The sequence below is a fragment of the Streptomyces sp. NPDC055140 genome (genome assembly GCF_053607285.1).
In genome coordinates this window covers 374,523-396,066 of record NZ_JBSGTG010000003.1, presented here as the reverse complement: position 1 = coordinate 396,066, position 21,544 = coordinate 374,523, and the positions used below count along the sequence as shown (strand labels likewise).

Annotated in this window: 18 protein-coding genes; 13 read left to right on the top strand and 5 right to left on the bottom strand. The window is 71.8% G+C overall.

Features of this window, described 5'->3' with window-relative positions:
- The first annotated feature begins 3 nt into the window (after positions 1–3).
- The 5 genes from ACWFR4_RS09460 to ACWFR4_RS09440 all read left to right on the top strand — a co-directional run bounded on the left by ACWFR4_RS09460 (position 4) and on the right by ACWFR4_RS09440 (position 5,030).
- A complete protein-coding gene (locus tag ACWFR4_RS09460; protein WP_266744082.1) occupies positions 4–402 on the top strand; it encodes an Imm7 family immunity protein in 399 nt (132 codons plus the stop codon).
- A 269-nt stretch (positions 403–671) separates the two neighbouring features.
- Positions 672–1,673, top strand: a complete 1,002-nt coding sequence (locus ACWFR4_RS09455; RefSeq protein ID WP_453651745.1) for an Lrp/AsnC family transcriptional regulator — start codon at positions 672–674, stop codon at positions 1,671–1,673.
- 160 nt (positions 1,674–1,833) lie between these two features.
- The gene (locus ACWFR4_RS09450; protein ID WP_453651743.1) at positions 1,834–3,315 is read left to right on the top strand and encodes an amidase; all 1,482 of its coding nucleotides are present in this window, start codon (positions 1,834–1,836) and stop codon (positions 3,313–3,315) included.
- A gap of 60 nt (positions 3,316–3,375) precedes the next feature.
- On the top strand, positions 3,376–3,606 hold the full coding sequence (locus ACWFR4_RS09445) for a hypothetical protein (RefSeq protein ID WP_453458989.1): 231 nt from the start codon (positions 3,376–3,378) through the stop codon (positions 3,604–3,606).
- Positions 3,603–5,030: a sodium:solute symporter family transporter gene (locus ACWFR4_RS09440; RefSeq protein ID WP_453651741.1), complete on the top strand. Its 1,428-nt coding sequence runs from the start codon at positions 3,603–3,605 to the stop codon at positions 5,028–5,030. The genes ACWFR4_RS09445 and ACWFR4_RS09440 overlap by 4 nt, the downstream gene beginning before the upstream one ends.
- An 81-nt stretch (positions 5,031–5,111) precedes the next feature.
- Here the strand turns inward: ACWFR4_RS09440 and ACWFR4_RS09435 are convergent, their stop codons facing one another.
- Entirely contained in the window at positions 5,112–7,781 is a 2,670-nt protein-coding gene (locus ACWFR4_RS09435; protein WP_453651739.1) for a glycosyl hydrolase family 65 protein, read from the bottom strand.
- Between the two features lie 272 nt (positions 7,782–8,053).
- Here ACWFR4_RS09435 and ACWFR4_RS09430 point away from each other — a divergent pair, with 272 nt between their 5' ends.
- The 6 genes from ACWFR4_RS09430 (at position 8,054) to ACWFR4_RS09405 (ending at position 15,121) form a co-directional block, all read left to right on the top strand.
- The gene (locus tag ACWFR4_RS09430) at positions 8,054–8,806 is read left to right on the top strand and encodes a GntR family transcriptional regulator (RefSeq protein WP_453458998.1); all 753 of its coding nucleotides are present in this window, start codon (positions 8,054–8,056) and stop codon (positions 8,804–8,806) included.
- Positions 8,807–8,960: 154 nt separating this feature from the next.
- Entirely contained in the window at positions 8,961–10,646 is a 1,686-nt protein-coding gene (locus ACWFR4_RS09425; protein ID WP_453651737.1) for a purine-cytosine permease family protein, read from the top strand.
- Positions 10,647–10,841: 195 nt separating this feature from the next.
- The gene (locus tag ACWFR4_RS09420) at positions 10,842–11,033 is read left to right on the top strand and encodes an SPOR domain-containing protein (RefSeq protein ID WP_453651735.1); all 192 of its coding nucleotides are present in this window, start codon (positions 10,842–10,844) and stop codon (positions 11,031–11,033) included.
- Between the two features lie 31 nt (positions 11,034–11,064).
- Positions 11,065–11,460 (top strand): (deoxy)nucleoside triphosphate pyrophosphohydrolase, encoded by a 396-nt coding sequence (locus tag ACWFR4_RS09415; RefSeq protein WP_453651733.1) that lies wholly within the window; start codon positions 11,065–11,067, stop codon positions 11,458–11,460.
- A 185-nt stretch (positions 11,461–11,645) separates the two neighbouring features.
- Positions 11,646–12,128, top strand: a complete 483-nt coding sequence (locus ACWFR4_RS09410) for an ATP-binding protein (RefSeq protein WP_453459008.1) — start codon at positions 11,646–11,648, stop codon at positions 12,126–12,128.
- A gap of 299 nt (positions 12,129–12,427) precedes the next feature.
- Positions 12,428–15,121 carry a SpoIIE family protein phosphatase gene (locus tag ACWFR4_RS09405; protein WP_453651731.1) on the top strand — a complete coding sequence of 898 codons (2,694 nt, stop codon included), beginning with the start codon at positions 12,428–12,430 and terminating at the stop codon, positions 15,119–15,121.
- A 23-nt stretch (positions 15,122–15,144) separates the two neighbouring features.
- On the opposite strand, the gene ACWFR4_RS09400 is transcribed toward ACWFR4_RS09405, so the two are convergent.
- Both ACWFR4_RS09400 and ACWFR4_RS09395 read right to left on the bottom strand, forming a co-directional pair.
- Positions 15,145–15,858 carry a PspA/IM30 family protein gene (locus ACWFR4_RS09400; protein WP_453459014.1) on the bottom strand — a complete coding sequence of 238 codons (714 nt, stop codon included), beginning with the start codon at positions 15,856–15,858 and terminating at the stop codon, positions 15,145–15,147.
- A 55-nt stretch (positions 15,859–15,913) separates the two neighbouring features.
- Entirely contained in the window at positions 15,914–18,019 is a 2,106-nt protein-coding gene (locus ACWFR4_RS09395) for a TPM domain-containing protein (RefSeq protein WP_453651729.1), read from the bottom strand.
- A 124-nt stretch (positions 18,020–18,143) separates the two neighbouring features.
- Between ACWFR4_RS09395 and ACWFR4_RS09390 the strand changes: the two genes are divergently transcribed.
- The gene (locus ACWFR4_RS09390; protein WP_453651727.1) at positions 18,144–18,365 is read left to right on the top strand and encodes a hypothetical protein; all 222 of its coding nucleotides are present in this window, start codon (positions 18,144–18,146) and stop codon (positions 18,363–18,365) included.
- Positions 18,362–18,826, top strand: coding sequence for a hypothetical protein (locus ACWFR4_RS09385; protein WP_453651725.1), 465 nt, complete (start codon positions 18,362–18,364; stop codon positions 18,824–18,826). Before ACWFR4_RS09390 ends, ACWFR4_RS09385 begins: the two co-directional genes overlap by 4 nt.
- Before the next feature lie 12 nt (positions 18,827–18,838).
- On the opposite strand, the gene ACWFR4_RS09380 is transcribed toward ACWFR4_RS09385, so the two are convergent.
- Positions 18,839–19,612, bottom strand: coding sequence for a succinate dehydrogenase/fumarate reductase iron-sulfur subunit (locus ACWFR4_RS09380; protein ID WP_116510382.1), 774 nt, complete (start codon positions 19,610–19,612; stop codon positions 18,839–18,841).
- A complete protein-coding gene (locus tag ACWFR4_RS09375) occupies positions 19,609–21,537 on the bottom strand; it encodes a fumarate reductase/succinate dehydrogenase flavoprotein subunit (protein ID WP_453651723.1) in 1,929 nt (642 codons plus the stop codon). Before ACWFR4_RS09375 ends, ACWFR4_RS09380 begins: the two co-directional genes overlap by 4 nt.
- Between the last annotated feature and the right edge of the window lie 7 nt (positions 21,538–21,544).

Sequence of the window (21,544 nt, the reverse complement as noted above, 5' to 3'; positions counted from 1 at the left end):
GGCATGTACGAGTTCCATGGCTGGTTCGGTATCTCCGAGGACCCGTACGAGGACGACGCGCAGTCCCTGCGGTCGGGTGTCGAGGAACTGCGCGCACGGATCGACGCGGTCCAGTGGTCCTCCAGCTGCAAGGTCGTGCTCGACGTCTTCAACGGGCTGCCCGTCGTCACCGCCGCCGGCCAGACCAACCACAAGGGCTACGAAGCCGAGCAGCTGGACGAACTGGTGGCGTACATCGCGCGCCGCTTCCCCGGCGCATGGGGGCTGCTCCACGACCGCTCCGACGAAAACGACATCCCGAACGCAGACAACGCGTTCCGGGTGCGCGTCGTGCGCAGGGGGGCCGTCGAGGAGCGCCTCGACCCCTTCCTCTCGCCGTGCAATCCGGTGATCGAGGACTGAACCCTACGAGGCGCGCCGGGAGCCTCCCGGGCGAGGGGCCGGACCATCACACACTGTCCGGCCCCTGGCACTTCTCCGGCGTCCGCGCCTTCTCTGGCGGATGGTCCGCTCTGCCGTCCCAAGGCCGTGCAGCGGCGCAGCGACGTGCTCACTCGCAGGTCATCCGGGGTCCGCCTCTTCGGGGGCCTTGGGCCGTTGTTCGGACGGGTGTGAGTGCTGGGCCCCGGTTCCGATCCGCCCCGCCGCCCCCGCTCGTTATGGTCAGTCCTGTGACGCACCCAGTACCGGCCACCCCGACCGCCCCCGCTCCCCTGGACCCCCTCGACCGGCGCATCGTTGCCGCCCTGCAGATCGACGGGCGGGCGTCGTGGCGGCGGATCGCGGCCGCGATCGGGGAGCCCGAGCGGAAGGTGGCGCGGCGGGGGCTGCGGTTGCTGGAGAGTGGGGACGTGGCCGTGCGGGGGCTCGTCGTGCGGGGGGAGACCGTGATCCTGCGGATGACCTGCCGGCCGGGGTCGGTGCGCGACGCGGCCGTGGCGGCCGCCCGGCGAGCGGACTGCATCTTCTCGTACGCGCTCGCGGGACCGGTCGACTGTGTGGCCGAACTCCAGTTTCCACAGGGGCAGTTGGGGCCGTTGATGCTCGACGAGGTGCCCGCGCTGCCCGGCCTCTTCTCGCAGAGCGTGTCGCCGGTGCTGCGGTACTTCAGGACCGTGCACGAGTGGTCGCCGGGGATCCTCGACGCCGGGGAGATCGAGGCGCTCGGCGGGCCGTCCGGGAGCGTCGACGAGATCGGGCTGCCGGAGGTCGAGGTCGGGCCCGAGGAGCGGGCGATCCTGGGCGCGCTCGCCGAGGACGGGCGGCGCACCCACGAGGACCTGGCCGCCGTCGCGGGCGTCTCCGTGGCGACCGCCCGCCGCCGCGTCGAGACGCTGACCCGCGACGGGCACGTGAGCATCCGGGCCGCCGTCGAGCCCGCGCTGCTCGGCCTCCCGGTCGAGGCGCTCCTGTGGATCAGGACCCGGCCCGACGAGGTCGAGAAGGTGGGCCGGCTGCTCGTCGAGTCGCCGCTCGTGCGGTACGCCGCCGTGGTCATGGGTGAGCACCAGCTCCTGGTCGACGTGACGCAGCCGTCGAAGGCCGCGCTGTACGAGTTCCTGACCGCCTCGCCCTGGGTGCGGCATGTGGAGGCCGTGCAGTCGCATCTGGTGGTCGACGCGTTCAAGCGCAGCGGGGTGGAGTTTCCGACGTCCAGCCGCAGACCTTGGTAATGCGACTGAAACCTTCACAGTGGTGAGTTTGGCGTCTTAAAAGTTCATACAACTTTAGGTGTTGACTGAAAACGTCAGCGCCTTCAGTGTGGTGCAGCACACGCGTCGCCGATCCCGCCCCGGCCGGCCGCGCCTCTCTGCCCGCTGCCCTAGGACTGCCATGCCCGTTTCCACCGGTCCCGCCGACTCCGGCCCCGCCGCCACCGGCCCCGCCGATTCCGCTCCGGTACAGGACGAACTCTGCGTCCTCGACGCCGTCGACCTCGCGGCGCGCGTCCGTCGTGGTGAGCTGTCGGCCCGCGAGGTCGTCCAGGCCCACCTCGACCGCATCGAACGCCTCAACCCCGCCGTCAACGCGATCGTCACCCTGGACCCCGAGGGCGCCCTCGCCGCGGCCGCCGCCGCCGACGAGCGTCAGGCGCGAGGTGAGGAGCTCGGACCGCTGCACGGCCTGCCCATCGCGTTCAAGGACACCCACCTCACCCGCGGCATGCGCACCACGCACGGCTCACCCCTCTTCGCCGAGCACGTCCCCGACGAGGACGAGCTGCTCGTGCGGCGCATCCAGGACGCGGGCGCCATCCGCATCGGCAAGACCAACGTCCCCGAGTTCGCCGCCGGTTCGCACACCTTCAACCCCGTCTTCGGCGCGACCAGGAACCCGTACGACACGAAGCGGTCGGCGGGCGGCAGCAGTGGCGGGGCCGCGGCCGCGCTCGCCGCCGGGTTCCAGCCGCTCGCCGACGGCAGCGACATGGGCGGCTCCCTGCGCAACCCGGCGTCCTTCTGCAACGTCGTCGGCCTGCGTCCCACCCCCGGCCGCGTCCCCTCGCACCCAGCCGGCAACCTGTGGGAGACCCTCGCCGTCGCCGGGCCCATGGGGCGCACCGTCGCCGACACCGCGCTGCTGCTGTCCGTCATGGCCGGGCCCGACCCGCGCGTCCCGATCTCCCTGGAGGGGCCGGGCGCACCCTTCCGCGCACCGCTCGGGCGGGACGCGGCCGGGCTGCGGGTGGCGTTCGCGCCCGACCTCGGCGGGCGGGTCGCCGTCGACCGCGACGTGCGCGACGTCTTCGAGCGGCAGGCCGAGGTCTTCGAGGAATTCGGCTGCGTCGTTGCCGAGGACTGCCCCGACCTGGACGGCGCCGAGGACGTCTTCCGTACGCTGCGCGCGCAGGAGTTCAACCAGGGCCTCGGCGCGCTCCTCGACAGCGACCGCGCCTCCCTGAAGGACAGCCTCGTCTGGAACATCGAGGAGGGGCGGCGCCTGACCGGCGCCGACCTCGCCCGCGCGACCGCCGAGCACGCCCGCATCCACCTCGCGGCCGTCGGCTTCTTCGAGCGCTACGACGTACTGGTCGCGCCCGTCAGCCAGGTCACCCCCTTCGACGTGGAGGCGGAGTACCCGACCGTCATCGACGGGCAGCCGCAGCACACCTATCTCGACTGGATGCGCTCGGCGTACTTCCTCTCCGTCCTGGGCGCACCCGCCCTCTCCGTACCGGCCGGCTTCACCGGAGCCGGGCTCCCCGTAGGGCTCCAGATCGTCGGCCCGCCCCGCGCCGAGCGGGCCGTGCTCGAGGTCGGCGCCGCCTACGAGGCCGCCACCGGGCACGGACGCCGTCGCCCCTCCCTCCCGTAGCCGCACCTCCCGTAGCCGTACCTTCCGCAGCCGTACCTTCCGCAGCAGTATGGAGCCCTGATGAGAAAACCGCACGTGATCTGGGCCGTCGTGCCTGTACTGGCTTTCCTCGGCACCCCGTTCCTGCCCTTCGTCAACGGCCCGTACCTCTGGTTCGGCATCCCTTCCGTCCTGGCCTGGTGCCTGCTGTGGACGGCCGGTACGACGGCGTCGCTCGCCCTCGTCGAGCACTTCGCGCGGACCGACAACGAACGCGCCGACCGCGACGAGGCCGAGGAGGCCGCCGCATGAACACCACCATGGCCATCACTCTCATCGGCATGGTCTCCATCGCCGTCGTCGGCGTGAGCGGGCGCAGACCGCGCAGCGGGGAACTCGGCGAATGGACGGTGGGGAAACGGAAGTTCTCCACCTTCACCACCTGGTTCCTCCAGGCGGGCGAGGCCTTCACGACCTTCAGCTTCCTCGGTCTCGCCGGCATCGCCTTCGGCGGAGGTGTCGCCGCCGCGTTCGCGCTGTGCTACCTCGCGATCAACTTCATCCTGCAGTACTTCACCGCACCCCGGATGCGTGAACTCGGCCGCAAGGGCGGCTACTTGACGCAGGCGGACTTCTTCACCGACCGCTACCGCAGCCCCCTGCTCGGCAAGGTCGTCGCCGTCGTCGGCGCCGTCTTCCTGCTGCCGTACCTCCAGCTCCAGATCACCGGGCTCGGGATGATCGTCCAGCTCGCCACCGGCAGCCGCACGGGCGGCAACCTCAGCATGGTCCTCGCGACCGTCCTCACCGTCGCCTTCGTCCTGTGGTCCGGGATCCGCGGCATCGCCCGCGTCGCCTACCTCAAGGACGCCCTGATGATCTTCGGGCTCGTGGTGCTGCTCATCGGTGTCGCGGTCTCCGTGCGGGGCGGCATCGGCGGCCTCTTCGAGACCATACGGGACACCCACCCACAGCTCCTGACGTTCCATCAGGAGGGTTATGACGCCACGTTCTTCGTCACCGCCGTCATCATCTCCGGCATCGGCGGCGGACTCGGCACCATGGCCCACCTGTGGCCGCCGGTCCTCGCCGCCGTCAGCGGGCGCGCCCTGCGCAAGAACGCCGTCTGGCTGCCGCTCTATCAGATAGCACTCGGCATCCCGGTCATCGTCGGCTTCGCGGGAATCCTCATGGTGAAGCCGGGCTCGCCCGCGAACTCCGTCGCCCTCACCCTCGCGGGCCAGACTCTGCCCGGCTGGCTCGTCGGCGTCGTCGCGGTCGCCGCGGCCTCGGCCGCCATGGTCCCCTCGGCAGCCATCGTCGTGGGCATCTCCAGCCTGCTGTCCCGCAACCTGCTGAGCGCGCGCAACGAACGTACGCAGCTGCGCACCAATCACCTCTGTGTGGTCGCGGCCGCCGCGCTCGCCCTCGTGCTCGGCCTGACCAGGCCCGGACTCCTGTCCGATCTTCTGCTGCTCACCTACGGAGGCCTCACCCAGCTCGCCCCGGCGATCGTCATGGGCCTGGCCAAGAAGGTGCGTCTGGACGCCGTGCCCGCACTGCTCGGCATCCTGACCGGCGTCGGCGTCCTGATCTGGCTCACCTTCGGGAGCGTGGACGTCGGCACGGTCGACACCGGGCTCATCGCGCTCGTCCCGAACCTGGTGGTGACGGCGGTCGCACAACTCGTGGTGCGGTCCCGCTCCCTGGCCGCCGTGCCGGCCGAGGCCAACTGACCGGCCGCCGGGCGCCGTCGCGCGGTGTGGGGCCGCGCGCGGCGACCGGCGGTCCAGGGCCTGCCGGTCGGGCGGCAGGCCCTACCTCACCCTCAACTCATCGACGGGCTCGGGCTTTTCGCCGTTCTCGGTGATGCGGACGTACCGGGCCGTGCGCCCCGGCGTGAAGGCCCGCCAGGACGCCCCGTCGGCCGACGTCGTCACCGCGTACGCGCGCGTGCCCGTGACGTCCACCCCGGAGACCTTCCCGGTCCGGCCGAGGTCGACCGTGAGGGAGGCGTGCGCGGTCGCCGGCTGCCAGGGGGTGACCGGATTGCCGTCCACCGCCGCCTCCGCGTACAGGCCCGGCTCCTCGGACGTCGCCGTCGCGGTGCGGCAGCGGGCCAGGTCGGAGGTGGGTTCGAGGTCGGGGCGCCGGGTGCGCAGGACGAGCCCGCCGCGGTTGACGGTGGCGCGCCCGGTGGGCGTGACGACGGGGAACGGCTCGCCCGCGGTCAGCCTGACCGTCGTACGCTCCGGCCCGATCGCGATGTCGTACGTGCGTCCGCGCCAGGTCAGTCCGCGCAGCGTCACGCCCCTGCCGAGCTGCGGCGGCAGCGACGGGTCGAGGCGCAGGGCGTCCTCCTCGAGGCGCAGGCCGGTCAGGCCGTGCGTGAACACCTGGAGGAAGCCGCCCTTCCCGGTCAGGAAGTCCTGCGCGGGCGTGCCCGCGAGCGGGTCGCTGGACCCCGCCTTCGTGCCGCGCGCCTCCGAGAAGAGCCCGAACGGCTCCCGGAAGAACGGCTTCGAGGCGCGCCGCAGGAACGTGTACGTGGCACAGCCCGGCTCCCCGGCCGACGCGGCGGCCACCGCGTTCACGGAGTCCGTCATCGCGGGCCCGTCCGGGTCGGTGTGCGCGACGTAGTAGTCCAGGGTCGCCGCCGCCGCGCCCTTCGGCATCGGCTTCCAGTCCAGCGGGTACAGCAGCAGGACCGCGTCGGCCTGCTTGATCGTCGAGCCGTTGTAGCCCTCGTACTGGAGGAAGATCTTGCGCTTCGGGTCGTACGGGATGCGGAGCCCGTCGGCGATCGTCGTCCACGCGGCCGGGGGCGCGGCGCCCACGAGCCGGGCGGCGCGGGCGGCGGAGCGCAGGGCCGTGGCCGCGACGGCGTTCGTGTAGACCCCGTCGTCGACGCCGTTGCTGTACTCGTCGGGGCCCGCGACGTCCTTGATGGAGTACGAGCCGTCGGCGTTCTTCGTGACACGTGAAGTCCAGTACTCCGCAAGGCCATTGAGCAGCGGCCGGCCGCGCGAGCGCAGCCAGGCGCGGTCGCCCGTGGCCAGGTAGTACTGCCAGGCGGCGAGCGCGATGTCGCCCTGGAGGTGGTTCTGGGTGACGCAGTGCGGCGGGTACCAGCTCTGGCACTCCGTCCACAGGGCGCCGCGGCTCGCGCTGGTCCACGGGTACATGAGGCCCTTGACCGACGTCTTGAGGGCGTTGTCGGCGGCCGCCTCGCGCGTGCGGTAGCGGTATTCGAGGACGGGGAGCGCCAGTTCGGGCCGGTCGGCGAGCAGCGCGGGGAACATCCATGTCTCGGCGTCCCAGAAGATCATGCCCGCGTAGGCGTCGCTGGTGAGCCCGGAGGGCGCGAGGCTGTCGCGACCGCCGGCGCGCACCGCCGTGAGGAGCCCGTACCGCGCGGCCCGCACCTGCTGCTGGAGGTCGGGGCGGTCCGGGACCTCGATGTCCGACGTCCACAACTTCCGCCAGGCAGCGACGTGTTGGCGGAACACCTCGTCCCATCCGACAGAGGCCGCCCGCTGCGAGGCGCCGACGGCCGAGTCGTGCGGGGTGCGGGAGGTGAGAGCCGTGTCCACGCCGACGTATTTGGTGACGGTGTACGTGCGGCCCGTGTCGACGGAGAAGGTGGCGGACTGACGGTTCGTCAACGTATCGGTACGGCCCGCCGCGCGGGTGCGGCCGGGGGCGCGCAGGGTGGAGGCGACGACGCCGTCCTGGCGGGTGCCGTCGGTGCGGAAGCCCACCGCCATCGTGCGCTTGCCCGCGGGGCCGCCGCCGGTGGGAGCGATCCGGCGGGCGCCGCGGCCGTCGATCCAGTCGGTGACGGTCGCCTCACCGCTCCAGTGCGGCGTGACGCGCAGCCGCACGGCTCCGGCGTGCGCGTGGGAGCGGTCGGTCAGCACGTCGTACGTCAGGTCGGTGCGCCGGCCGTCCTTGTGTGTCCAGGTCAGTGACGTACGGACGAATCCGCAGCGCAGGCTGAGGGTCTGCCGGTAGTGCGAGATCCGGCTGCCGGGGCCGTACGTCTCGTCGCCCACCGTCAGGTCGAGCGCGGTCCAGTCCGGCAGCGCGGCGATGGCCTCGCGGTGTGCGGTGTTCTCGGGGCCGCGCGCGTAGAGCCCGGCGGCGAACGCCCCGTCGTAGCGCGGCGTGTAGAGCGGCCAGCCGGTCCTGTCGCCGGGCTCGGCGTAGCCCGTGCCGGACGGCGGGACGCGCACGCCGAGATATCCGTTGCCGGTGTACGCGTGATAGGTGTTCGCGGGGTCGATACGGGTGGTGGCCGGGGCCCAGGCGGGGTCGCCGGTGCAGGCCGCGGAGACCTCAGAGGTCTTGGCGGGGGAGCCCGCGGGTGCGGGGGCGGGCGCCGGGCCGGGGCCGGGCGTCGCCAGGGCTGCGCCCGGTGAGGCGCCGAGCACCGCGAGCGCGAGGAGGACGGTGAGGCGGGCGGGGGATCGGCGGGGTCGGGTCACGCATCCGACGATGCGGGCGGTTGCGGACGGGAGTCGGGCAACCCGCGCCGGAGGTCCCACGGATGGCGGGTGTCCCCGCCGCCACCAGTCTCAACGGCCAGGCGTAAGGATTCCCTTACCCGGAGAAACTCCCTGCGTAAAGGCCTGCGCCCGCGTATGTCATCACTTCGAGTGATTCTTTGGCCTTTGCTTGCGGCGCACAACCCTGGGTTGCGACGCTGTTGCTGTCTGTCAACCTGACGGGTCGCCATGGGTCTTAGGGAGTGCAGCCAGTGACATTCGGTGAGCAGCCGGCGTATCTGCGCGTCGCGGGTGATCTTCGCAAGAAGATCGTCAATGGATCGCTGCCACCGCACACCCGGCTCCCGTCACAGGCCAGGATCCGTGAGGAGTACGGCGTCTCGGACACCGTCGCCCTCGAAGCCCGCAAGGTGCTGATGGCCGAGGGCCTCGTCGAGGGGCGCTCGGGATCGGGCACGTATGTGCGCGAGACACCGGTGCCGCGTCGCGTCGCCCGCTCCGGATACCGGCCGACCAGCGGCTCCACCCCCTTCAAGCAGGAGCAGGCCGACGAGACGGCGCGCGGCACGTGGGACTCCCGCAGCGAACAGGTCGAGGCGAGCAGCGTCATCGCGGAGCGCCTCGGTGTCCGCGCCGGTGACCGCGTGATGTGCACGAAGTACGTCTACCGGGACGCGGGCGAGGCGATGATGCTCTCCACGTCCTGGGAGCCCCTCGCGGTCACGGGACGCACCCCCGTGATGCTCCCCGAGGAGGGCCCCCTCGGCGGCTGCGGCGTCGTCGAGCGCATGGCCGCCATCGACGTGATCGTGGACAACGTGACGGAGGAGGTCGGCGCCCGCCCCGGCCTCGCCGAGGAGCTCATGGCGCTCGGCGGAGTGCCCGGCCATGTCGTCCTCGTCATCCAGCGCACGTACTTCGCGTCGGGCAGACCGGTCGAGACGGCGGACGTCGTCGTCCCCGCCGACCGGTACCGGATCGCATACCACCTGCCCGTGAAGTGACCGATACGCGAACGCCCTGTCCGGGGCGCGTGACGGCGACTTAACCCGCGGCCGCCTCCCGTAACGCCGGGGCAATCACCGGCCGCCCCGCATTGTCATGCACGGCTCCTAACTTCCGTCCGTACCCGCAATCGGCCGGACGACAGGAACCCTCATGACGGACACGGTCACCCGTGACACAGAGGCAGCCCCGCCGCGGCGCAGCTACGCCAAGCTCGCCGCGGACGAGAGCCGCGAGGACTTCTCGCTGCGCTACGCGCCCCACTCCTACCGGCGCTGGTCCCCGACCATGGTCGCGTCCACTGCGCTCGGCGGCATCGCCTACCTCGCCGACTTCGCGATCGGCGCCTCCATCGTCTTCACGTACGGCTTCACGAGCGGGCTCGCCTCGATCCTGTGCGCGGCGACGATCATCTTCCTGACCGGCATCCCCATCGCCCGCGCCTGCGCCAAGTACGGCCTGGACATGGACCTCATCACCCGGGGCGCGGGCTTCGGCTACTTCGGCTCGACGCTCACGTCCCTCATCTACGCCTCGTTCACCTTCATCTTCTTCGCCCTCGAAGGCTCGATCATGGCGCAGGCCCTGCACGAGATCGTCGGACTGCCGCTGCCCGTCGGCTACTTGCTGACCACGCTCATCGTCATCCCGATCGTCTTCCGCGGCATGGGTGCCCTCGCCAAGGTGCAGGCGTGGACGCAGCCGGTCTGGCTCATCGGGCTCGTGCTGCCCTTCGTGATCCTGGCCTTCCACTCGCCGGGCTCCTTCGGCGACTTCGCCCACTTCGGCGGCACGGAGGGTGCGGGCAGCGGCTTCTCCTGGCTCGGCTTCGGCCTCGGCACCGGCGTCGCGCTCTCCCTCATCGCGCAGATCGGCGAGCAGGCCGACTACCTGCGCTTCATGCCGGCCAGGACCGAGCAGAACAGGAAGCGATGGAATCTGGCCGTTCTCGCCGCCGGACCCGGCTGGGTGATCATCGGCGCCGCCAAGCAACTCGGCGGCGCGCTCCTCGCCTTCGTCGCCGTCGAAGCCGTCGGCAAGACCCACGCGCTGGAACCCATCGCGCCGCAGGTCGAGGCGCTCAAGCCGTGGCTCGGATCGGTCGCCCTGCCCGCCGCGGCGCTCTTCGTGGTCGTCTCCCAGATCAAGATCAACGTGACCAACGCCTACAGCGGCTCGCTGTCCTGGTCGAACTTCTTCTCCCGCATCACCCACCGCCACCCGGGCCGCGTCTGGTACATCTTCCTCAACCTCGCCATCGCGCTGACGCTGATGGAGATGAACATGTTCGCCGCCCTGAACAAGCTGCTGGGCTTCTACTCGAACGTGGGCATCGCCTGGATCGCGGCCGTCGCCGCCGACCTCGTCATCAACAAGCGGGTCGGCTGGAGCCCCAAGTACATCGAGTTCAAGCGGGCTTATCTGTATGCCGTGAACCCGGCCGGCTTCGGCGCCATGGTGATCGCCTCGGCCGTCTCGATCGTCGCGTTCTTCGGGGTGTTCGGCGAGTACGCGGAGGCCTTCTCGACGTTCATAGCGGCCGGACTCGCCCTGACGCTCTGCCCGTTGATCGCCTGGGCCACCAAGGGCAAGTACTACCTGGCCAGGCCCAACCCGGTGAACGGCCCCGACGTCGAGATCGCCGACATCACGGCGACCCACACGTGCAGCGTCTGCGAGACGGCGTACGAACTCCCGGACATCGCGGACTGCCCCGTCCGGTCGGGCCCTGTCTGCTCGCTGTGCTGCTCGCTCGACGCGGAGTGCGGCGACGCCTGCCGCAAGGAGCCGCAGGCCGGCCCGGTGCTGATGCCCATGCCGACGGTGCGTACCGGCTGACCGCCCAAACTGAGGCACGTCCAGGGGGCGCACTCTTCGGAGTGCGCCCCCTGCGGATTGGCTGGTTGCGTATCTCTTTGTGCCAATGCGTATCCGCTGCGTGAAGGTCAGGCGTACGCTCGGGCATATGCGGAGTGGGGTTTCCTCAGGAAGCGGGGCGCTGTGCGAGCCGGGGTCGGGGAGTGGAGGGGTGCGATGAACGAGGGCACGACCACGCTTGTGTGGCTCGTCATACGCCAGGACGACAACGGCAACCGCTATCGCGTGGGCAGGTACGCGACCAGGGTGGAAGCCCAGAGGATCGCCGACAGTCTCGACGGCCGCGGCCACAAGCAGCTCTACTGGGTCGAGCGCCTCGGCCAGGCGCAGAACGGCACCGCGCGCTGACGTCCCCGCCCGCGGCCGTAGGCTCCGGCACATGACTGAACCGACCGTCGTCGTCGCGGCGGCCCTCCAGGACAGCGGCCGTCTGCTCGCCGCGCGACGCAGTGCGCCCCCCGAGCTCGCGGGCCGCTGGGAACTCCCCGGCGGCAAGGTCGAGCCCGGCGAGGACCCGAAGCGGGCTCTCGTGCGGGAGCTGCGCGAGGAACTCGGGATCAGCGCCGAGCCAGTGGCGCGCGTCCCGGGGGAGTGGCCCCTGAAGCCCGGATACGTGCTGCGGGTGTGGACCGCGCGCCTGCTGTCCGGCCGCCCGCGCCCCCTGGAGGACCACGACGAGCTGCGCTGGCTCGGGCCCGACGAGATCTGGTCCGTGGACTGGCTCGACCAGGACGTACCGGCGGTGAAGGCGGTGCTCGCGGCGCAGCGGCCGTGATCCGTCCGCCGGCAGTCCTGTCCGTGGTGCCGGTCGTCGTGCCGCGGGCCGCCAGCGTCGTGCCGTCGGCTGCCACCGTCGTGCTGCTGGTTGTGTCACCCGTCGTACCGTCGCGAGTGCTCCGTTCGTGCCGCCCTTCCCGGAGTGTTCGTGTGAGACGGTAGCGCCAACGGCCACCCGGGTATATGCCGATTAACCCTATGAAATCGGACGCGATCCGAAGGGGTGGACGGGGTTCTACTGCTGCCTGGGAAGTGATCGGCGTGATCGACACCGACGGGGGGTGCGCCGAGTGGGTCTTCCCCGAGGAACCGGGCGCAGTCCGTTCCGCTCGTGCCGCGGTCCGCGGCCAGCTCGGCGTCTGGGGCCTCGATTCGCTCGGCGATGTCACCGAACTGCTCGTCAGTGAGCTGGTGACCAACGCGCTCCGGCACGCTTCCGGACCCATCGGTGTACGTCTCCTGAGGTCGGCGGAGCCGGCCCACACCTTGCGAGTGGAGGTCTCCGATCCCCTTCCGGATCCGCCGTTGGAGCGCGTCGCGGGGCCGGAAGAGGAAAGCGGGCGGGGGCTCCAGCTGGTCGCGGGGGCGGCACGGCGGTGGGGGACGCGGCCCGGTGACGCGGGCAAGACGGTCTGGTTCGAACTGTCGCTGCCCGGCCGGCACTGACCGCGGCCGTTACCGGTGGCCGGAACCTGCGGCCGGAACCGGTGGCGTCGCGCCGGTTAAGAGGAACCCTCCCTGGTTAGGAGACAGGGAGCATGCTGATCGGCGAAGGGCCGGCCAGGAAAAGGCACGGGACAGCCGCGGATCTGGTTGTCGTCCTGTTACGTGGGGACGGGCCAAAAAGCGTCGGGACCGTGGTGTGATCGTGAACACCGTGTTGCGCGGCGCCGTAGTGCTGGATACTGCGGGCAGCCGCCCCGGTGACCGGTGCCGGACGCGGTGAGCTGGAGGGGACGGTTCGCGTGAGCGAGATACCAGCGAAGGTCACGTCGTCCGAGGGCACCTCGGGCGGGACGGCCGCGCGCGATGCGGCAGGCCCGCCCCGGGCCGAGACGTGGCAGAGCAGTCCGCCCGGCTCCATGTACGACTACATCAAGGTCGCCTCCTTCTCCATCGGCCCGGACGGGCTGATCGACCAGTGGAGCCGGCGCGCGGCGCAGCTCTTCGGCGTCTGCGCGCAGGAAGCCGTGGGCAAGGACCCCATCGAGGCCTTCGTCTCCACGGAACTGCGCGAGCGCGGCCACCGCAAGATGGCGGAGATCCTCGACGGCCGCGAGTGGACCGGCGTCGTCCCCTTCCGGATGCCCAGGGGCCGGGCGGCGGACGCGGGCGGATCGGCGTCCGGCGATGGCGATTTGTACGTCCCCGGTCAGCACGGCCCCGCTCCGTATACGGAGGGGATAGCCGAGGTCTATGTGATGCCGACCGAGACGGAGTCCGGCGAGCACGCCGCTGTCTGCATCGTCGTCGACGTCCGCGCCCTGCGCCGCATCGAGACGGACCTCGCCGCGTCGCAGGCCATTTTCGGCCAATCTCCTTTCGGTTTCCTGCTGTTCGGCACCGACCTGAAGGTGCAGCGAGCCAACCGGCCCTTCGCCGCCGTCTTCGGCGGCCGGGCCGACGACCATCGCGGCCGCACCGTCCACGACTATCTGCCCCGCGGCGAGGCCGACCGCGTCCAGGCCGCGCTGCGCCGCGTCCTGGAGAGCGGTGAGTCCGTCACCGACATGCAGCTCGTCGGGCCCGCGCCCGACTCCGCCGAGCGCCGGCACTGGTCGATCAACCTCTACCGCGTGCACAGCGGCAGCGGCCGGCCCATCGGCGTCGCCGGGCTCGCCACCGACGTCACCCGGCGGCACGCCGCCGCCCGCGAAGCCGCCCACGCCCGCCGCAACCTCGCCCTCCTCAACGAAGCGGGCGCCCGCATCGGCAACTCGCTCGACCTGGAGACCACCGCCCGCGAACTCCTCGACGTCGTCGTCCCCGGCTTCTGCGACCTCGCCTCCGTCGACCTCTACCAGGGGCTCCTCGCCGGCGACGAGTCGGCGCTCAACAGCCGCAGCCTCGCCGACGGCAGCGCCGAGCTGCGCAGGGTCGCCGCCGCGAGCGCCGTTGCCGACGTGCCGTACCTCGAAGCGTCCGGTGGCGACGGGGTCGTCGAGGTCGGGGCCGTCCACCGCTACTCCTTCAACTCGCCCTGCGCGGACGCCCTGCGCACCGCCCGCCCCCAGTTCGTCCCCGCCGAGTCCGGCGGCCTCATCCAGTCCACGCTGGCCGTGCCGATGGTCGCCCACGACACCGTCGTCGGCCTCGCGCGCTTCGCCCGTACGAAGGGCAGCGAGCCCTTCAACGACCGCGACCGCGCCCTCGCCGTCGAACTCGCCGCCCGCGCCGCCGTCTGCATCGACAACGCCCGCCTCTACCGGCGCGAGCACGAGCGCGCCCTGATACTCCAGCGGTCGCTGCTCCCGCCGGACGACCCCGAGGCGTCCGGCCTCGACATCGCCTGCCGTTACCTGCCGGGCAACGCGGCCACGGAGGTCGGCGGCGACTGGTTCGACGTCATCGAGCTGCCGGGACACAGAACCGCGCTCGTCGTCGGCGACGTCATGGGCCGCGGCCTGCGCGCCGCCGTCGCCATGGGCGAACTGCGCACCGCCGTACGGACCCTGGCCCTCCTCGACCTCGAACCCGCGGAGGTCCTCTCCGCGCTCGACGAGATCGCCCGCGGCCTCGGCGCGCCCGGCAGCCCGTCGTCCCCGGCCCCCGGCCCCGGCGGCGGCGTCCAGCAGGCCACCCGCGCCGCCCGCAGAACCGGCGACGCCGACCTCTCCGAGGTCTATCTCGCCACCTGTGTGTACGCGGTCTACGACGCCGTGACCCGGCGCTGCACCTTCGCCAACGCGGGGCATCTGCCGCCCGTCCTGGTCGAGCCCGGCGAAGGGGCGCTCATGCTCGACGTACCCCCGGGCATGCCGCTCGGCGTCGGCGGGGAGCCCTTCGAGGAGGTCGAGGTCGAGCTGCCCGAGGGATCGCTCCTCGCCCTCTACACCGACGGGCTCGTCGAGTCCCGCGACCATCCCCTGGACGAGGGCCTGTCCGCGTTCCGCAGCGCCCTGGACGATCCCTCGCCCGCGCTCGAAGACGTCTGCGACCACGTGCTGACCACGCTCGAGACCCACCACGGCGAGGACGACATCGCGCTGCTGATGGCCCGCGTGCAGGGCCTGCCGGCCGACGCCGTGGGCGACTGGACGCTGCCGCGCGAGCCCCGCTCGGTGGGCCGAGCCCGCGAGTTCACCCGTGCGCAGCTGACCCAATGGGACCTGGAGCCGCTCGTCGACACGACGGAACTGCTGGTCAGCGAGCTGGTCACCAACGCCCTGCGGTACGGCGAGGGCGAGATCAGGCTGCGCCTCCTGCTCGACCGGACCCTCGTGTGCGAGGTGTGGGACGCGGGCCTCGTCCAGCCGCGCCGCCGCCGCGCGCGCGACACGGACGAGGGCGGCCGCGGGCTTCAGCTGGTCGGCCTGCTCAGCGCCTCCTGGGGCTCGCGCAGGACGCCGCGCGGCAAGACCGTCTGGTTCGAACTCCCGCTGCCGGACGGCGACTCGGCGGCCGTGGACCCGACGGAGGCGCTGCTCAGCTTGTACTGACCGGGCGCGCCGCCTCCTCGGCCCTACGCAGACGTCTTGAGCGCCGCCAGGCGCGCCTCGATCTCCGCCGTGTCGCCCAGCCCCTCCAGCTGCTCGAACTGCGCGTCGAGCGACGAGTCGGCGAGCTCCTGCTTGCCGAGCGCCTTGGCCTCCTCGCGGCGCACCTTCTCCTCGAAGCGGCTCAGCTCGCTCGTCGGGTCGAGGACGTTGATGTTCCTGGCGGCGTCCATCATCTGGTTCTGGGCCTGCGCCGTCTTCGCACGCGCCACCAACTGGTCCCGCTTCGACTGGAGTTCGACCAGCTTCGTCTTCATCTGGTCGAGGCCGGACTTCAGCTTTCCGACGACCTCGTTCTGCGCGGCGATCGTCGGCTCGGCGTCCTTCGCCTCCTTCTCCGAGCTCAGCTGCCGCCCGAGCGCCACCTTGGCGAGGTTGTCGAACCTGTCGGCCTCCGCGGCGCTGCCCGCCGCCCGCAGTTCGTCGGCCTTCTTGCTCGCGGCGAGCGCCTTGCCGCCCCACTCGGCGGCCGCCTCGACGTCCTCCTTGTGGTCCTGCTCCATCATCCGCAGATTGCCGATGGTCGTCGCGACGGCCTGCTCGGCCTCGGCGATGTTGTTCGAGTAGTCGCGGATCAGCTGGTCGAGCATCTTCTGCGGGTCCTCGGCGCCGTCCAGAAGGGCGTTGATGTTCGCCTTCGCCAGCTGGGTGACGCGGCCGAGAATGGTCTGCTTGGTCATGAGGGTGCTCCTTGTACGAGGGAGATACGTGGGGAACTCGGTGAATGCCGCCGGGTCAGAACCGCCCGCCGCCGCCCCTGCGGCCACGGGTCCCGCCCCCGCCGAAACTCCCCGGACCGCCGCCGCCGAACCCGCCCCCGAAGCCGCCGCCCCCGCCGGACCGCCCGCCGAACCCTCCGCCGGACCGCCCGCCGCCCAGGAGTTCGCCGAGGATGATCCCGCCGAGCACCGCGCCCCCCATGCCCCCTCCGCCCCGCCCGCCCCCGCCGCCGTACGGATTCCCGAAGGACCGCACGTCCTGCTCGGCGAGCTGCTGTGCCTGCCGGGCCAGCGCGTCGGCCCGCTGGGCGCCGGCCAGGGCGGCGGCGGGATCCGCCTGTGCCGCCGACCGTACGTACTCCAGGTGCCGCTGCGCCTCCGCCAGGCGCGTACGGGCCTCGCTGCCCACCGCCCCGCGGTGCGTGGTGATGAAGTCCGACGCGGCGCCGACGCTGCTGCGGGCCGTGAGTTCCGCCTGGTCGAGCAGGGAGCGCGCGCGGGCGGTGCCGGACTCGCGTTCGCGGGCCTCGTCCAGGGAGGCGTCGAGCGCCGAGTCGGCCTCCTCCACGCGGCGCAGCGCGTCGATCGGGTCGTAGGGGCCGGCGGCCATCTCCTTGCGCACGCCCGCGGCGACGGTCTCCACGCGTGCGATGCGGCCGCGCAGATCGGCCGTGGACGCGCCCTCGGTCATGCCCGCGAGGAGTCCGTGGGCGTCCGCGAGGTCGGTGTCGGACTCGGTGAGCGCGGCAGGCAGCTTCCCGGCGGCCTCGGCCAGTTCGTGGCCGAGCCGGTCGACCGCGTCCACGAAGGTGCCCGCCTGGTCGACGGCCGACTCGGCGGCCCGCAGGAACACCGCGGCCCTGCCGTTGTCGCCCGCGTCGACGCAGCTCCGCGCCTGTTCGAGGTTCGTCGTGGCGAACACCAGCCGGTCCTTGGCCTGCTCGATGTGGCCCGCCACGGGAACCAGCGCGGAGGGCGCGTAGCGGGAACCGAGCGCCGTCAGCGTCTCTTCGGTCGTCGCCGTGCGGGCGGCCAGGTCGCGGGAGGTGAGCTCCGCGTGGGCGAGGGCCTCGGGCGCGGTGCGCTCCAGGGCCCGCAGCCGGTCGAAGTCCGCGGCCTCGGCGTCGAGCCTGCGCCCCGCCTCGGTGCAGCGGCTGATGATCTCGTCGAGCATCTGCCGCTTCGTCGCGTCGTCCTCGGGGTGCGCGTCGTCGAGCTGCTGCCGCAGCCGGAAGGCCGCCGTCAGCTCCGACTGGGCGTACGCCACCGCCTCGGTGAACGGCTTGACGGCCTCGTCGCCGAACTGGGCGGTGGCGAAGCCGAGTTCCTCCGTACTCGTGCGGATCGAGTCGTCGCTCTCCACCAGCAGCTGCCTGGCCTGCTTGTCCAGCTCGGGCAGCGGCGTGACCTTCGGTCCTGCGCCCCCGCCCCAGCCGCCGCCGGGCGTGGTGCGGGTACGCGCACGCCTCTTGCGGCGGGTGTACGTGAACGCCGCGAGGGCGCCCGCGCCGCCGACCACGATGAGGGGCAGGGCGAGGTCGGCCGCGCTGGGATTCGTGTCCGAGCCGCCGGGGTCGGCCGGGCCCGGGGTGATCGTCGGGGCGGGGACGGGGCGGCCCGCGAGCGTGGCGGAGATGCCGTTGGCCGCGCCGATCCCGGCGCCCGCCCAGTCGTTCCTGCGCAGCGCCGGTTCGATCGCGGTCTGCGCGACATCCTTGAGCTGCGCGTCGGTGAGCTGGGAGTCCTGGTCGACGGAGTAGGCGTACTGCCGGTCGTGCGTGGCGACGGCGAGGAGTACGTCGTTGAGGCCGAGGCCGTTCTTGGCGGCCGTGTCGTCGGCCCAGTCCTGGGCGGAGCGGCCGGAGAAGTCGCGTACGTAGACCACGAAGAGCTGGGTGTTGTGCTCGCTGTCGAGCGAGTCGAGGGCCGAGGCGACATCGGGCTCACGGTCGCGGAGGGCGTCCACCTTGTCGGTGATCTGGCCGGTTCTCGACAGAGTGACGGGGTCGTCGGCACGGGCGGTCGTGGCGGGCAGAAGCGTCCAGCAGAGCGCGAGCACGGCGGCCACAGCCGACCGCGCGGCTATCCGTACCGGACGGGGGCGACTCGGAGGCGGCGTCACAGTTGGGAGCGTATGACCGGATCTGGGGTACCGCGACCGGGATCCGCCCGGTCCGGTTGTGCCGAATCCGCATCGTTATCGCCGGACCTTCCGGTAAAACCGCTGCTCAACATAGGTTTCCGGCATGGAGAACGGACCCTGGACCGCAGGCGGCGCGATCAGCGAACCGGAGCTTGTCGTGTCCGGACCCGTGGCCCCTGCGAACCGCCCCGAGCTCCTGCCTGCCGCACAGCGGCGGCGTCCCCTCGGCGCGCTGCTCGTCGGCGCGCTCGCCGCGTCCGCCGTCTGGGGCGCCGGCCTGTACGCGTTCGGCGCGCAGGGCCCCGACCTGAGGGCTACCGGGTGAGTGACCGCCTCTGCTCCCTCCTCGCGATGTCCCACCTCGCCACGGCCTTCGACCGCGGATCCCGCTGGGAGTCCACGCGGAGCAGCAGCGCAGCGGTGGACACGGCGGACTGCTCGGGGGAGCTGGAACGCAAGGAGGGCACGGGACGGGCCGGCACCATCACGGCGTCCATGGTCCTGCACAAGCGGACGGACCCCGGCGCGGAGTTCGACGCGGCGCGCACGACGGCCGCCGAGCGGATCCCGGGCCGGACCGAGGTGCGGACGGCGAAGGGCCTGGGCGACCGGGCGTACACGGTCGTCCATGGCCGGACGGCGACGGTCCACGTCCTGGACGGCGACGCGGAGTTCACCCTGAGCGTCAGCACCGCACCGGCCGGGGGACGCGTCACGCCGGAGCGGCTGCGGCCGCTCGTGGCGGGGGACATAGGCGCGCTGATGCGCCGGGTGAGCACTCCGTAGCGCCGCGCGGCCTTACGAGGACGACCTCCGCCGGATCTTGTTCCCCAGCCACACCACCGGGTCGTACTTGCGGTCGACCGCTCGTTCCTTCAAGGGGATCAGGGCGTTGTCCGTGATGTGGATGCCCTCCGGGCAGACCTCCGTACAGCACTTCGTGATGTTGCAGTAGCCGAGGCCGTGGTCCTCCTGGGCCGTGCGCTTGCGGTCGAGGCCGGAGTCCGACGCCGCGTCGAGGGGGTGCATGTCCAGCTCGGCGACCCGCATCAGGAAGCGAGGGCCCGCGAACGCCGCCTTGTTCTCCTCGTGGTCGCGCACCGCATGGCACGTGTCCTGGCACAGGAAGCACTCGATGCACTTACGGAACTCCTGCGAGCGGTCCACGTCCTCCTGCTGCATGCGGTACTCGCCCGGACCGACCCCGGCCGGCGGGACGAACGCCGGGATCTCGCGGGCCTTCGCGTAGTTGAAGCCGACGTCCGTGACCAGGTCGCGGACCACGGGGAAGGCGCGCAGCGGCGTCACCGTGATGACGTCCTCACGGTCGAAGACCGACATGCGGGTCATGCACATCAGGCGGGGCCGGCCGTTGATCTCCGCCGAGCACGAACCGCACTTGCCCGCCTTGCAGTTCCAGCGGACCGCGAGGTCGGAGGCCTGGGTCGCCTGGATCCTGTGGATGATGTCGAGGACGACCTCGCCGTCGTTCACCTCCACGGAGAAGTCCGTCAGGTCACCGCCCTCGGCATCACCGCGCCAGACCCTGAAACGCGCATCGTACGAACTCACTCGTACAGCTCCTCTTCGGCGAGGTACTTGACCAGCTCTTCCTTCTCGAAGAGGGCGAGCAGGTCCGGGCGGATGGGCTCGGTGGTGTCGCGCACGAGGTCGATCTGGCCCCGGACCGGGTCCGTGGCCGCGAGGCCGCCGGTCGGATCGACGAGGCGGCACAGCAGGTTCGTGCGGCGCCAGCGGCGGTCCATCGTCGGGTGGTCCTCGCGGGTGTGACCGCCGCGCGACTCCGTGCGCTCCAGGGCGGCCCGCGCGATGCACTCGCTGACGAGCAGCATGTTGCGCAGGTCGAGCGAGAGGTGCCAGCCGGGGTTGAACTGGCGGTGCCCCTCCACCCCGGCCCGCCGCGCCCGCATCCGCAGCCCGGCGAGCCGGTCGAGCGCCTCGGCCATCTCCTCCTCGCGGCGGATGATGCCGACCAGGTCGTTCATCGCCTGCTGAAGCTCCTGGTGGAGCGTGTACGGGTTCTCGGCGACGCCCCCGTCCGCGGGACCCTCCGCGGAGAACGGGCGCAGTGCCTCCGCCGCCGCCGTGTCGACCTGGTCCGCGTCGATGGCCGGGCGCTCGTCGAGCCCGGCCGCGTACTCGGCCGCGTGCAGCCCGGCGCGGCGGCCGAAGACGAGGAGGTCGGAGAGCGAGTTGCCGCCGAGGCGGTTCGAGCCGTGCATGCCGCCCGCCACCTCGCCGGCCGCGAACAGGCCGGGGACGCCGCGCGCCGCCGCCGTGTCCGAGTCGACGGCGATGCCGCCCATCACGTAGTGGCAGGTCGGGCCGACCTCCATCGGCTCGGCCGTGATGTCGACGTCCGCCAGCTCCTTGAACTGGTGGTACATCGACGGCAGCCGGCGCCGGATGCGCTCGGCCGGCATGCGCGTGGAGACGTCGAGGAAGACGCCGCCGTGCGGGGAGCCGCGGCCCGCCTTCACCTCGGAGTTGATGGCGCGCGCCACCTCGTCGCGGGGCAGCAGCTCGGGCGGGCGCCGGTTGTGGTCCGGATCGTCGTACCAGCGGTCGCCCTCGTCCTCCGACTCGGCGTACTTCTCCTTGAAGACGTCGGGGACGTAGTCGAACATGAACCGCTTGCCCTCGGAGTTGCGCAGGACCCCGCCGTCGCCGCGCACCGACTCCGTGACGAGGATGCCCTTCACCGACGGCGGCCAGACCATGCCCGTCGGATGGAACTGCACGAACTCCATGTTCAGCAGCGGCGCCCCCGCGAGCAGCGCCAGCGCGTGGCCGTCGCCCGTGTACTCCCACGAGTTCGACGTCACCTTGAACGACTTGCCGATCCCGCCCGTCGCCAGCACCACGCTCGGCGCCTCCAGGACGAAGAAACGGCCGCTCTCGCGCTCGTAGCAGAACGTGCCGGAGACCTTCTCGCCCTCCTTGAGCACACGGGTGACCGTGCACTCCTGGAAGACCTTGAGGCGCGCCTCGTAGTCGCCGAACTCCTTGAAGTCCTCCTGCTGGAGCGCCACGATCTTCTGCTGGAGCGTGCGGATCAGCTCCAGGCCCGTGCGGTCACCGACGTGCGCGAGGCGCGGGTACTCGTGGCCTCCGAAGTTGCGCTGCGAGATCCGGCCGTCCGCCGTCCGGTCGAACAGGGCGCCCCAGGTCTCCAACTCCCATACACGGTCGGGTGCTTCACGCGCGTGCAGCTCGGCCATCCGCCACTGGTTGAGGAACTTTCCGCCGCGCAGCGTGTCGCGGAAGTGGACCTGCCAGCTGTCGCCGGAGTTCACGTTCCCCATGGCCGCGGCGATGCCGCCCTCGGCCATCACGGTGTGCGCCTTGCCGAAGAGGGACTTGCAGATGACGGCCGTACACGCGCCGCGCTCGCGCGCCTCGATCGCCGCGCGCAGGCCCGCACCGCCCGCCCCCACCACGACGACGTCCCACTGCTGCCGCTCCACTTGAGACATCAGAAGT